Below are 12744 nucleotides of genomic sequence, written 5' to 3' on the forward strand. Positions count from 1 at the left end.
GATTAAGATACACTATCGACCTGAATACGGCCTTCGAGGTCGCGTTTCGATGCCGGACTGATCTCGACATCAGCCTGTTCGAGACGGGTCTTGATCCTCTGTACGAAGGCGGACCGAACCGAGTGTAGATTCTGTCTGGGGCTGTCGACCCAGTATTGGACACGGAGAACCACAGCGTCGTCCCCGAGTTCTTCGATACCGACGCTGGGGCCGGGGTCAGCGAGGATACCGTCGATATCTTCGGTGACAGTTGTGAGCAGAGAAAGCGTCGATTCGATATCGGAATCGTACCCGATGGAGATTCGATCGACAGTCCGAACAGTCCCACCTTCGAAGGGTCTCGCGATGGAATCGTCAGTCAACTTCGTGTTCGGAATCGTCACGAGTCCGCCGTCGATCGTACGGACGCGGGTGACCCGGAGCGTTATCGACGTGACTTCTCCCTCGCCGCCTTCCCATCGAATGTAATCGCCAATATTGAATTGCGAATCCGTGACGAGCGCGAGGCCGCTGACGAGCGAGCCGATGACACTCTGGCCGGCGACGCCGAGAGCCAGCATCCCGGCGGCAACAACGAGTGCCGAGCTGCCAACGATACCGGTAAATCCCGCAGTAGTGAGGCCGACGAATAACGCAAAGATCACGACCAATACACGGACGTATCGGCTGATCGCCTCCTCGAGGGTAGGGTTGTTCCGGTTCCGTCTCCTGACGAGCCGCGAGATTCCGGGTTCGAGGACCACCCAGCCAACGAGGATGACAGCCACGAATCCGACGACGAAACCGCCAACTTGGAAGAGCGGATCGACCAACTCGGTGAGTTCTACAGGGAGCTGGTCACCCTCCATCTGGAGGGGACGGTGTACCACGACTGCCGTGTCGTATGAATCCATAACTGTGCTAACAGAGCCCAGGTACACAAAGTTTGACCGAATGGAATCAGTTGGATCCCCTCCGCGGACAGTGGTCCCTTGACTTCCTCCCCGCGCTGAACAGTAGTTGCCGAACCTCTCAAAACGGAGTGTCACGAGGCCACCGATCTTCGAGACCAGTGATGTCTTTGTACAGTCTTTTATTAAGTATACAAGTAAAATCGGTGGTGATCTGAAAACCGTAGCAGCAGAGAACTGGTTCGGCAACTACTGTGAACGGGGAGGCTTTCGCCTCGATCGTCCGTAACCGAACTTGACAGCAGCGTGGATTCAGGCAGCCAAAAACGAGACGACTACAAAAGAACACCACACAAGCAACGTTTATTCTCTCGAGGAAGAACGTTTACATCGTGCTGACTGAGTTGACCGGATCGGCGGTCGCGACGCCAGGGATACTGCTGGCCGTCGTATTCCTGTACGCCCTCGTGGTCGCAGCGTTCCTCCCGTTTCCCTCCGAGGCCGTCCTGGTCGTCCCGTTCGCCCTTGCGTATCCCTGGTACGTTTCGTTTCCCCTCGTCATCGTGACGTCCGCGGCGGGGAAAGCTACCGGCAGTTTGATCGCCCTCCGGATCGGCTACGGCGTCAGTCGATCGGGACCTGTCGTCCGGTTCTTCGAACGGATCCCCTACTACAAACGGTTCAAACAGCAAACGCTCGTCGATCTCGTCCAGCGATACAGCTATCTCGGCCTCGGAATCGCTATCGCGATCCCGTTCCTTCCGGAGACTACGACGATATACGCGTTCAGCGTCCTGGACAACCGACCGTTCGTGTTCGCCGCCACGACGTTCCTCGCCACGATCGCCCGACTGTTGCTCGTCCTGACGGTCGTCGGGGGCGCATACTCCGTCGTTGACTGAAGGAAAACGGCTGTCCGTAGCCAGTCAGGCGTCTCCGAAGCACGCCTGTCAATTTCCCGGCTCCGTCCCTTGTCGATTCCAGCCTAGGCCGTATCCGTAGCTGCGTCCGGTACCACGATACGCTGGCCCTTGTGGTGAACGATAGAGACGTCAGCATCGTAGACAATTTTGATCAGTTCGGGAGTGAGGATCTCCGACGAACCGACGGCGTGGATGTCCCCGTCGTGAAGCAAGGCGATGCGATTACAGTATCGGGATGCGAGATTAAGATCGTGCATTGCGGCGATAGCGGCCACCTCCTGTTCGCGGACGTACTCCGCAACGAGATCGATCACGGCGATCTGATGTTTGAGATCGAGCGCACTCGTCGGTTCGTCGAGCACCATCACGGATGGATCGCCGACCAACGCACGCGCAAACCGAACCTTCTGCTGCTGTCCGCCGCTCAGGTCGCTCATCCGGCGGGCGGCGAAGCGTTCGATGTCGAGACGCTCGAGGACATCGATCGCCGCCTTTCGGTCATCCCGGCTGGGCGACCAGCTTCCGTGTGGCCGTCGTCCCTGCAGAACCGTTTCGAACACCGTCGCCGGAAAGGCGCTGTCTCCGTGCTGTGGGACGTAGCTGGCCGCCCGTGCGAGTTCCTTGGGTCGATACTCCGTAACGCTCCGACCGTCTATTTCGATCGTCCCGCTGTCGGGATCGTGAATCCGGTGAATCGACTTGAGAAGCGTGCTCTTCCCGGAGCCGTTCGGTCCGAGCAGTCCGACAATTTCCCCGGATTCGACTGTGAGGTCCACACCATCGAGGACGGTGAGATCGTCGTATCGAAACGTGAGATCGGAGATCTCGAGGGTCATCTCCAGTAGTCCTTCCCTTCGACTGTCAAATAGAGGAACAGTGGTGCGCCCAGAAACGACGTGACGATCCCTACTGGCAGCACGATCGGGGCAACGATCGTCCGAGCGAACGTGTCCGCTGCGACGAGCAACGCTGCCCCGACGAGCGCCGACGCCGGAAGTAGATATCTCTCAGTTCCGCCGATGACCATCCGGACGATGTGTGGTGCAACGAGACCGACGAACCCGATAATTCCGACAAACGAGATCATTACTGCGGTCACGAGCGACGCGATCGCCATCCCCCTGATTCGGAGTGATTCGACGTTGACGCCGAGCGTCAGCGCGGTCTCGGTGCCGGCATCGAGCACGTCGTAATTCCAACCGTTGTACACGAAGTAACCCAGCCCCAGAACGAATATTGCGAACATGAATCCGATTTCGTCCCAGGCAGCCCGGCTCACGTCGCCGAACGTCCAGTAGACTATCTCTGCAACCTCCGTGTCAGTGGCGAAATACTGGATCAGTGCGAGCCCGGCGTTGAACAGCGATCCGATCGCCACCCCCGTGAGAATCAACGTTTCGGGGGTTGCCTCCCGGTAGGTCACCAGCAAGAGAATCGCCACGGTTGCGGTCATTGCACCGACGAACGCTCCGATCGTCTGCACAGACAGCGTGAGGAACTCCGCGCTGACGCCGAACCCGCCGAACGCAATCGTAACAGCCGCACCGAAGGCTGCTGCATGCGAGATACCGAGCGTGAACGGTGCGCCCAGTGGGTTCCGAAGCACAGACTGCATCGCCGCACCGGCGACTGCAAGCCCACCGCCGGCGAGGGTCGCCGCGAGCACCCGAGGGATTCGAACGTGCCAGATAGCCAACTGTCGTGACTCGGGGCCATCGCGAACGAGTGCAGCCACCACGTCGCCGAGGGGATAGGAGACGGAGCCGACTGCGACCCCGACGACCCAGAGGATCCCCAACAACACAGTTGTCCCGACGAGGAACCCGATTTTCCGACGGACAGATTCGCGGTGGTTCCGAAAGCCCGACTGCTCACCGACCTGCTCAGAGAAGTGGTCGGAAGACATCGGGGAACTCCTGGTTAATTCGTTCGTATAGGGGAGCATTCAGAAGCGTCTCGAAGATGTCGTCCGTTCGGGATTCGATATCGACATCCACGAATCGGTCGGGATAAAGCGTCATTCCGACGTAGTAGGCGTTCGACAGGATCGACCCGAAGTTACGCATGTCACGATACACCGGCAAGACGGTATATACGCGTCCCTGTTCGACCGCCGTGAGGGACCCGAGCTCCGGGTTTTCGTCGATCTCTCCTCGAACTCTCTCGCTGCTCATCACGTCGACGAATATGGTCTCCGGATCTTCCTCCAGCAGTCGCTCGTGACCCAACGCTACGGAGGGTTGATCGACCTCGAGCTCGTCGATGGCGTTGTCGACGTTTGAAAAGCGGAACATCGTCGTGTCACCGCGCGTCGTCGACAGTCCGTGAGCACCCCCGAACCGAAACGCACCGGCGTAGGCGCTTTTTCGCTCCGCAGCCGAGATGTCGTCGGTGCGGTCGTTCAGATCCGAAACTACCTCCCCCAGGAACCTCTGCAGCTCCGCTGTGCGGTCTTCTTTCCGGAGCGTCTGACCGAGAGTCTCCCACGTGTCGTACAGTAATTCTCGACCGGATTCCTCGAGTATACTGTCGACACCGATGACGACGACCGGTGTGTTCGTTCGCTGCCGTAACTCGTCTGCACGCGAGCTGTCCCCGTTGAAGAAGATCACGTCCGGATCGACCTCGAGAATCTGTTCGACGTTGCCGTCCCTGTCCATCCCGCTCTCGCCGACGATCGGGAGCTCTCCGAGGCCGGGATTGGCCAGAAGGTAGGGGATTTCGTCGAGCGCCTGCTCGGGAATGTTCTCGACACCGACAACGCGGTCCGCGGCCTTCATGTACGCGATCTGTCTGAGCGTTCCACCGCCGACACACACGATCCGGTCTGCGTACTCGGGAAGATCGACCGTCCTGCCGACGACGTCAGTGATAGTTCGCTCCCCTGCCGCATCGCCGGACGGCAACAGACTCGCACAGCCTGAAAGTCCGACGACAGCCGTGGTTCCGAGACAACAGAGGGCAGTTCGCCGCCGGATCCGTTGACCATCTCGGTCATCCGATACGGTCCCATCCGGTTCCCGGGTTTCACGTCCCTGTGGGATTTCCGTCATTGTGTAACCCGACAGATATCGATACTAAAAATGTTTTGTATTACATCAACTTCACTTGTTTAGCCTATGTCGCGAGTGGGGGATCAAGTGGGACCTATATGTAGGGTGCGACTGTATCGGTGCACGATAAATTGTGACTCGGAACCGGTCGGTGACGACGGTCGAACATTCCCCTCACAACGGCAAGCGGAACTTCGAGGGACGAGTGAAATATGACGACGTTCGTGGAACTGTATCGGGTAACGTCCGGCTAATTGCGTGATATGACCGAAACAACGACCGCAGTCGGCGTCGACGTCGGCGGCACGTTCACGGACGTGGCGTTGCTCGTCGAGGGACAGCTCGTGACGGCGAAGGTTCCGACGACCGACGATCAAAGCGCCGGCGTCCTCGACGGGATCCGGAAGGCGTGCAAAGAGGCAGGGATCGAACCCGGTACTGTCGAAGAGTTCGTCCACGCGATGACGGTCTCGGTGAACGCGCTGCTCGAGCGAGACGGGGCGAGGACGGCGCTCGTGACGACCGCGGGGTTCCGAGACGTCCTGGAGATCGGACGGCAAGACCGACCCTCTCTGTACGATCTCGACGTCGAAAAGCCGACCCCGATCGTGCCCCGCAGGCGACGGTTCGAAATCGACGAACGGGCGACCGCCGAGGGAATCGAGCGTCCGGTCGACGCCGACGAAGTTCGCGACGTCGCCGCCCGGATCGACGATGCGGGCGCAGAAAGCGTCGCCGTCTGCCTTCTGCACGCGTACGCACATCCAGAAAACGAACGGGAGATCGCGCGGATCCTCCGTGCGGAACTCGAGGTTTCGGTGTCGGTCTCCCACGAGGTGCTCGCAGAGTTTCGAGAGTTCGAGCGGACCGCCACGACCGCCGTCGACGCCTACGTGCGGCCGGCGATCGACGGCTACGTGGGACGACTCACCGAACGGGCGACGGCGGCGGGACTCCCCTCCCCACAGATAATGCAGGCAAACGGGGGGATCGCCGACGCCGAGACCGTCAGGAACCACGCGGTGACGACGGTGCTTTCCGGCCCCGCGGCGGGAGTGGTCGGCGCGGCCGCCACCGCAGAGTGCGACGGCCTGGTCACCTTCGACATGGGCGGTACCTCTACTGACGTGAGCCTCGTCCGGGACGGCTCCGCCGAACGGACGACCGACGCTGAGATCGACGGGATCCCGATCCGAACCCCGATGGTCGACGTGAACACAGTCGGTGCAGGCGGTGGATCGATCGCCTGGGTCGACGAGGGCGGGGCACTCCGGGTGGGTCCACGTTCCGCCGGCGCGAATCCGGGTCCCGCCTGCTACGGCCGCGGGGGATCGGAACCGACGGTGACCGACGCGAACGTCGTGCTCGGCTACGTCGGCCCCGAAACGGCGCTGGGCGGGGAGCTCACCCTCGACGTCGATGCGGCGAAGGCAGCGCTTTCGGAACTCGCCGACCGGGCGGGACTCCCCGACGCCAGAGAGGCGGCACGCGGCGTCTATCGGGTCGCGAACGCGACGATGACCCGGGCGATTCGCGCAGTGACCGTCGAGCGCGGGCACGATCCCCGACGCTTCGGGCTGGTCGCCTTCGGCGGCGCGGGTCCGATGCACGCCGCCGCCCTGGCGGACGCTCTCGACATCGAACGGGTGACTGTCCCAAAGCCTGCCGGCGTGCTCTCGGCGTTCGGCCTGCTTGCGGCCGACGAGAGCCACGACGCGGCGAGAACCATCAAAACCGAGATCGTGGACGCCGACGCCGATCGGATCGAAAGCGTCTACGAGGAGCTCCGTGAGGAGGCGCTTGCGGACGTTTCGAATCCGGATCGTGCACGGTTAGAACGCGCGATCGACTGTCGGTACTCCGGCCAGAGTTTCGAGCTCACCGTTCCCGTCGGAGAGACGTTCGATCCCGAGATGGTCACAGACCGGTTCCACGAGGCCCACGAGACAGCCTACGGCTACGCGCTCGAGGAGACCGTCGAGGGCGTCACGCTCCGGACGACCGCAACAGTCACCCGCGAGACTCCGACCGTCCGACACGCCGGGGGCGAGGGGGATCCCGTGCTCGGGACGCGCCCCGCCTACTTCCCGGAAAGTGGCGAGCGCGACGCGACCGTGTTCGACCGGGGCGCCGTCGCTGCGGGGACCGTAGTCGACGGGCCGGCGATCCTCGAACAGGCCGAGAGCACGACGGTGGTTCCGCCCGACTGGCGTGGGACGGTCACGGAGGACGGCGCGCTCCGGATGGAGGCGGTCGCATGAGCGATCGATCCGGCGGGACCACCGAACCCGACGGCGGGATCACCGAACCCGACGGCGGGACCACCGAACCCGGGATCGACCCCGTGACCCTGGAGGTGTTTCGCAACCAGCTGGAAAGCGTCGCCGAGGAGATGGGTCAGACGCTGATCCGGGGGGCGTACTCGCCAAACATCAAGGAGCGGCGGGACTGTTCGACGGCGCTTTTCGACGCCGACGGTCGGATGGTCGCACAGGCCGAACACATTCCGGTCCACCTCGGGGCGATGCCGGAGGCGGTGGCGGCGGTCCGAAAGCTGGAGCCGGAACCGGGCGACGTGTACGCGCTCAACGATCCGTTCACGGGCGGGACACATCTCCCGGACGTCACACTCGTTTCGCCGGTCGCACCCGAGGGGGACGTGATCGGCTATGCGGTGTCGCGGGCCCATCACGCCGACGTCGGTGGAATGGCGCCGGGGAGCATGCCCGCAGGCGCCCGGGAGATCTACCAGGAGGGGCTCCGGATCCCGCCGACGAAGCTCGTCGAGGACGGCGACCCAGTGGCGGACGTCCTGGAACTTCTGCTCTCGAACGTTCGAAACGCCGGGGAGCGCCGGGGAGACCTGCAGGCGCAGCTCGCCGCGAACCAGCGGGCCGAAACTCGGCTCGGCGATCTCCTCGAAGAACACGGCACCGGACAGGTTATCGAGGGGTTCGACGCCGTCATCGACTACTCCCGGAGCCGGGTCGAATCCGAGATCGACGGCCTCCCGGACGGTGAGTTCGAAGCGCGGGACGTCCTCGAAGGTGACGGAGTAAGCGACGAGGACGTGCCGATCCACGCGACGGTCACGATCGACGGATCGCGCGTCGATGTGGACTTCGGGGGGACCGCAGCTCAGGTTCCGGGAAACGTGAACGCGCCGCTGTCGGTCGCCAAAAGCGCAGTCTACTTCGTCGTCCGATGTGTCACGGATCCCGAAATTCCGCCGAATCACGGCTGTTACGAGCCCGTGACCGTTCGTGCCCCGGAGGGCTCGCTTTTGAACCCTCGTCCTCCCGCGGCGGTCGTCGGCGGAAACGTCGAGACCAGCCAACGGATCACCGATGTAACGTTCCTCGCACTCGCCCAGGCTGCCCCCGATCGAGTGCCGGCACAGGGACAGGGGACGATGAACAACCTGACGATCGGTGCCCGGGACGGCTCGTTCACCTACTACGAGACGATCGGCGGCGGGTTCGGCGCACGGAGCGATCGGGACGGGATGGACGGCGTCCAGGTGGGGATGACGAACACGCTGAACACGCCCGTCGAGTCGATCGAAACCGAGTATCCGATGTGGATCGAACGATACGCGCTGCGACCCGACTCTGGCGGAGTAGGCCGGTTCCGCGGCGGGCTCGGCCTCGAGCGGGTCGTGACCGTCGAGTCGGACGCTACGGTGTCGCTGCTCTCGGAACGGCGACGGTACGCCCCCAGCGGCGTCGCCGGCGGCGGGAACGGCGCCACCGGCGAGAACTCCATCGACGGCGACCCAGTCCCCGCAAAGACAACCGTCGAGATCGAAGCTGGAACGACGGTAACCGTCCGCACGCCCGGCGGCGGCGGACACGGCGACCCGGACGAGCGCACGAGCCAGTCACTGGCCGCCGACGTCGCCGACGAAAAACAGACGGACGAACGACGGGACCCCACGAACACCGACTGACCCCCCACACCCCCTCTTTAGGGAACGATATATTGATCCACCGCTTTTAAGCTATTCCCTCCCGAATCGAGGGTATGGCAGACATCGAGCTCACGACGAGTCAGAAAACTATTCTCTCGGCACTCGTGAACCTCTATGGAGAGTCGGAAGACGCCGTAAAGGGTGAAGAGATCGCCGAGGAAGTCGACAGGAACCCGGGGACGATCCGCAACCAGATGCAGAGTCTCAAAGCGCTCCAGCTCGTGGAGGGAGTTCCGGGACCGAAGGGCGGATATAAACCGACTGCAACCGCCTACGAGGCACTGGAGATCCAGCGCATGGACGAACCAGCTTCGGTGCCGCTGCAGCACGAAGGAGCGGTGGTCGAAAACGCCAACGTGGAAGAGATCAACCTCTCTTCGGTCCACCATCCGGAGCTGTGTCGGGCGGAGGTCCAGCTCCAGGGATCGATCCGAGAGTTCCACGAGGGCGACTCGGTGAAGGTCGGACCCACCCCGCTGTCGAGGCTCGTCATCGAGGGCACCGTCGACGGGAAGGACGACACGGCGAACGTACTCATACTGCGGATCGACGATATGCGGGCCCCTGTCGGAAACGCGGGACACTGAGAAACGCGGGACACTGAGAAACGCGAATTGACGCTGCGACTATTCGAGTGATCGGCCGCTGCGATGCTCACATGTCCGGCCAGGCGTCCACGCTCCGCCTCGCCGAGGAGACGGTGTAGATCCACCTGGCGGCGATCAGCTTTTTCAATACCTTCGCCGGAACCCCACCGAACGTCGACACCGGGACGCCCTGAACGTCGTGAGCGACCGCCGTCTCGCCGACCGAAACGACGGTCCCTTTGTCCGTATGTTTCCAGGTTTGCAGGGGCTCGCCGCGAACGGTACGGGCGAGGTTCTCGCCGGCGACCTCGGCCGCCTGCCAGGCCGCCTGTGCCGTCGGCGGGGCGAACTCTCCGTCCCCCTGATCGACCAGAGCCGCGTCACCGATCGCGAACACCCGGTCGTCGCTGGTCTGGAAATCGGACTCGGCGTACACCCGGCGGGATCGTTCGTCCTTTTCGACGTTCACCTCGGCCATCAGGTCCTGACCGGTTACCCCACCGGTCCAGACGAGTACGTCGTACGGAAGCGTTTCACCGTCGTCCTCCTCGCTTTGGCCGTCGAGTCTGATCGCGTCGTCGTCGACAGCCGAGACGAACCGCCCCGTCCGGATCTCCACATCGAGCGCTTCGAGACGCTCACGGAGCGCCCGTTGCACTTCCGGATCCTTTCCGGGGAACACCTCGTCGAGCCCCTCCACGAGCGTGACCTCGATCGGAAACTGCGTTTCGTCGCAATACGTCGCGATTTCGCCGGCGGTCTGTATCCCCGAAAGGCCCGCGCCACCGACGATCACGCGGGCGGGCTCAGCGCGTGTCGCACGCTCTCCCGCCTCGGTCACCTCGCGGTGGATCCGTCTGGCGTCCTCGAGTCCCTTCAGCGTTAACGAGTGTTCCTCGAGGCCCTCGATCCCATAAAACGCCGTCCCGGAGCCGACGCCGACGAGCAGGTAGTCGTACGAGATCTGCCGGCCGTCGCCGAGCGAGACCGTCCGCTCGTCGGTGTCGATTCCAGTGACACGCCCCTGCAGGAAGTCGGTCGCATCTGACTTGATCTCCGACACCGGTATCGTGATCTTCGGTGCGACATCGGGATCGCGGATGACGCGGTGGACCTCGTGTAACACGAGATGGTACTCGTGGTCGGAGATCCAGGTCAGTTCGGCTTCGTCGTCGCGAATGGCATCCTCGAAGGCCGTTACGGCTCCGGCTCCGGCGTATCCGGAACCGACGACCACTACCTGGGCACCCATATAGGGATCGATGAGGAGCGGCCGGATAAATGGCCTTTGAAACACCTTCGAGTGACGGTGACGAATCGTGAGACTCAGGCGAACGCGAGCGCCTCGTCGGGGTCGTCGCCGTCGGTCTGAGAGATCTTCTCGTGGGCGTCGATGAAGTCCTGCATGTAGATCTCGGTGCGGTCGTCCCGGATCGCGAACATCCCCGCCTCCGTGCAGATCGCCTTGATGTCGGCGCCGGAGGCGTTCTCGGTGCGTTCGGCGAGTTCGGCGAAGTCGACGTCGTCGTCGACGTTCATCTTCCGGGTGTGGATCTGGAAGATGATATCGCGTCCCGCCTCGTCGGGTTTGGGGATCTCGATGAGCCGATCGAACCGGCCGGGCCGGAGGATCGCCTCGTCCAGCATGTCGAACCGGTTCGTGGCGGCGATGATCCGCACCTCACCGCGGTCTTCGAAGCCGTCCATCTCGGAGAGCAACTGCATCATCGTCCGCTGGACCTCCGCGTCGCCGGAGGTCTTCGAGTCGGTCCGCTTGGAGGCGATCGCGTCGATCTCGTCGATGAAAAGCACCGCGGGCTCGTTTTCCCTGGCCACTTCGAACAGGTCCCGAACCAGCTTCGCGCCCTCGCCGATGAACTTGTGGACCAGTTCGGAGCCGGCCATCTTGATGAACGTCGCGTCCGTCTGGTTCGCGACGGCCTTCGCGAGCATCGTCTTGCCCGTTCCAGGAGGACCGTACAGCAGGACACCCGACGGCGGCTGGATCCCGACCTGTTCGAACATCTCCGGGCGGTCGAGCGGCATCTCGACGGTCTCGCGGACCTCCTGCATCTGCTCTTCGAGCCCGCCGATGTCGGCGTAGGTGACGTCGGGGCTGTGTTCGACCTGCATCACGCGTGCCCGGACGTCGGTCTCGTTGTCCAGCCGCTTGACGATCGAAAGCGAGTTGTTGACCGCGACGCGCGCGTCGGGCTCGAGCTCCGAGCGCATCTCCTCGGTGACCTCGGTGAGCGCCTCCTGGTTGTTGCCGTGCTGTTTGATCACGACGCCCTCGTCGGTGATCTCCTGGACGGTCGCGACGAACAGCGGCGACTGCTTGAGCTTCTTGTTCTCGTGGGTCAGCCGCTCGAGCTTCTGCTGGTACTTGTTGTTCTCCGCGTTCGCATCGAGGAGCTGATCCCGCATTTCCTCGTTTTGTGACTCGAGGACCTCGAGCCGTTCGCGAAGCGCCTCGATCTTCTCCTGTTTCGAGGAGACGTCTTCGTCGTACGGCAGATCGACGTCCTCAACCGTATCGCTCATTGAGGCGGGTTAGGGCCGTTGTGGATAAGAGGCTTCGGGTCACGACCCACCTCGCCGGTGACGAAACGGGGTCGCCGTCCCACGTGGGCGTGTCTTCGATCGATGTTCGCGTCACCGAACGACAGTCACCGAACGACCGTCACCGGGACCGGGGCCCGTCGGACTACCGTCTCGGCGACGCTGCCCAGAAGGATCCTGGCCGTGCCGTCGCGGCCGTGGCTCCCCATGACGATCGCGTCGAAGCCGTGTTCCTCCGCGTACTCGATGATCTCCCGTGACGGCTTTCCTTCGGCGGTGTCGGTCTCCAGATCGCCGCTGTAACCGGCCTCGCTCGCGATCTCACCGGCCCGCTCGAACAGCTGTTCGGCGTGGCCGTACGCCCCCTCCAGCATCGGTTCGTCGAACGTGATCACCGATCCTTTGCCCGGGAGCGGTTCAAGATGGATCACGTACAGAACCGTGATCTCCGCGTCTGGGTGGGTGTCGATCGCATACTTCAATGCGTTCTCCGCCACCGGCGAGTCGTCCATCGGAACGAGGATCTGCTGTGTCATGTTTCGTTGAGTTGGATTCCGCATCCGGTAGTCGTCGACTCAATACCTCTAATTCAGACTACACCAACCACGGTAATAACTGTACAGGTGTGTTGGACTCTCACGAGAAAGCGTTCACGTTGTGGAAAGCCGGGGCAAGCGCCGAAAAGCAACAACAACGATCACGCAGTTCGAACTCCGAGAATCGAAGAAATCGGGGGATCAATTAATTACTGTAAAGCAT

General features: G+C 62.6%; 11 protein-coding genes. 4 read left to right on the forward strand and 7 right to left on the reverse strand.

Translation table 11 applies throughout. From position 1 onward, the window contains the following. Positions 1-2 precede the first annotated feature (2 nt). Positions 3-1139, reverse strand: coding sequence for a mechanosensitive ion channel family protein (locus tag RH858_RS15295; RefSeq protein ID WP_310562346.1), 1137 nt, complete (start codon positions 1137-1139; stop codon positions 3-5). A gap of 143 nt (positions 1140-1282) precedes the next feature. Between RH858_RS15295 and RH858_RS15300 the strand changes: the two genes are divergently transcribed. After that, a complete protein-coding gene (locus RH858_RS15300) occupies positions 1283-1792 on the forward strand; it encodes a VTT domain-containing protein (RefSeq protein WP_310562347.1) in 510 nt (169 codons plus the stop codon). A gap of 83 nt (positions 1793-1875) precedes the next feature. On the opposite strand, the gene RH858_RS15305 is transcribed toward RH858_RS15300, so the two are convergent. From RH858_RS15305 to RH858_RS15315, 3 genes are read right to left on the reverse strand one after another with little or no spacing between them, the layout of a single operon-like run. Continuing rightward, positions 1876-2649, reverse strand: a complete 774-nt coding sequence (locus RH858_RS15305; RefSeq protein ID WP_259535659.1) for an ABC transporter ATP-binding protein — start codon at positions 2647-2649, stop codon at positions 1876-1878. Further along, positions 2646-3719 (reverse strand): iron ABC transporter permease, encoded by a 1074-nt coding sequence (locus RH858_RS15310; protein WP_259535657.1) that lies wholly within the window; start codon positions 3717-3719, stop codon positions 2646-2648. Before RH858_RS15310 ends, RH858_RS15305 begins: the two co-directional genes overlap by 4 nt. Beyond that, a complete protein-coding gene (locus tag RH858_RS15315; RefSeq protein WP_259535655.1) occupies positions 3697-4866 on the reverse strand; it encodes an ABC transporter substrate-binding protein in 1170 nt (389 codons plus the stop codon). Before RH858_RS15315 ends, RH858_RS15310 begins: the two co-directional genes overlap by 23 nt. 263 nt (positions 4867-5129) lie before the next feature. On the opposite strand from RH858_RS15315, the gene RH858_RS15320 reads away from it, so the two are divergent. The 3 genes from RH858_RS15320 to RH858_RS15330 all read left to right on the forward strand — a co-directional run bounded on the left by RH858_RS15320 (position 5130) and on the right by RH858_RS15330 (position 9423). Then, positions 5130-7127, forward strand: a complete 1998-nt coding sequence (locus RH858_RS15320; RefSeq protein ID WP_310562348.1) for a hydantoinase/oxoprolinase family protein — start codon at positions 5130-5132, stop codon at positions 7125-7127. A gap of 38 nt (positions 7128-7165) precedes the next feature. Next, a complete protein-coding gene (locus RH858_RS15325; RefSeq protein WP_310562362.1) occupies positions 7166-8815 on the forward strand; it encodes a hydantoinase B/oxoprolinase family protein in 1650 nt (549 codons plus the stop codon). A 74-nt stretch (positions 8816-8889) separates the two neighbouring features. Continuing rightward, entirely contained in the window at positions 8890-9423 is a 534-nt protein-coding gene (locus RH858_RS15330; protein ID WP_259535649.1) for an Rrf2 family transcriptional regulator, read from the forward strand. 67 nt (positions 9424-9490) lie between these two features. Here the strand turns inward: RH858_RS15330 and RH858_RS15335 are convergent, their stop codons facing one another. From RH858_RS15335 to RH858_RS15345, 3 genes are all read right to left on the reverse strand, one after another. Further along, entirely contained in the window at positions 9491-10675 is a 1185-nt protein-coding gene (locus RH858_RS15335) for an NAD(P)/FAD-dependent oxidoreductase (protein ID WP_310562349.1), read from the reverse strand. 74 nt (positions 10676-10749) lie between these two features. After that, positions 10750-11967, reverse strand: coding sequence for a proteasome-activating nucleotidase (locus tag RH858_RS15340; RefSeq protein ID WP_259535646.1), 1218 nt, complete (start codon positions 11965-11967; stop codon positions 10750-10752). A 125-nt stretch (positions 11968-12092) separates the two neighbouring features. Then, on the reverse strand, positions 12093-12521 hold the full coding sequence (locus tag RH858_RS15345; RefSeq protein ID WP_259535644.1) for a universal stress protein: 429 nt from the start codon (positions 12519-12521) through the stop codon (positions 12093-12095). Between the last annotated feature and the right edge of the window lie 223 nt (positions 12522-12744).

The sequence above is a fragment of the Halalkaliarchaeum sp. AArc-GB genome (assembly GCF_031432225.1).
Taxonomy (GTDB): Archaea; Halobacteriota; Halobacteria; order Halobacteriales; family Haloferacaceae; genus Halalkaliarchaeum.

What these genes read in the sequence shown, in the direction of transcription:
- RH858_RS15305 (WP_259535659.1), bottom strand. Translation starts at nt 2,649, where the DNA reads ATGACCCTCGAGATCTCCGATCTCACGTTTCGATACGACGATCTCACC.
- RH858_RS15310 (WP_259535657.1), bottom strand. Translation starts at nt 3,719, where the DNA reads ATGTCTTCCGACCACTTCTCTGAGCAGGTCGGTGAGCAGTCGGGCTTT.
- RH858_RS15315 (WP_259535655.1), bottom strand. Translation starts at nt 4,866, where the DNA reads ATGACGGAAATCCCACAGGGACGTGAAACCCGGGAACCGGATGGGACC.
- RH858_RS15320 (WP_310562348.1), top strand. Translation starts at nt 5,130, where the DNA reads ATGACCGAAACAACGACCGCAGTCGGCGTCGACGTCGGCGGCACGTTC.
- RH858_RS15330 (WP_259535649.1), top strand. Translation starts at nt 8,890, where the DNA reads ATGGCAGACATCGAGCTCACGACGAGTCAGAAAACTATTCTCTCGGCA.
- RH858_RS15335 (WP_310562349.1), bottom strand. Translation starts at nt 10,675, where the DNA reads ATGGGTGCCCAGGTAGTGGTCGTCGGTTCCGGATACGCCGGAGCCGGA.
- RH858_RS15340 (WP_259535646.1), bottom strand. Translation starts at nt 11,967, where the DNA reads ATGAGCGATACGGTTGAGGACGTCGATCTGCCGTACGACGAAGACGTC.
- RH858_RS15345 (WP_259535644.1), bottom strand. Translation starts at nt 12,521, where the DNA reads ATGACACAGCAGATCCTCGTTCCGATGGACGACTCGCCGGTGGCGGAG.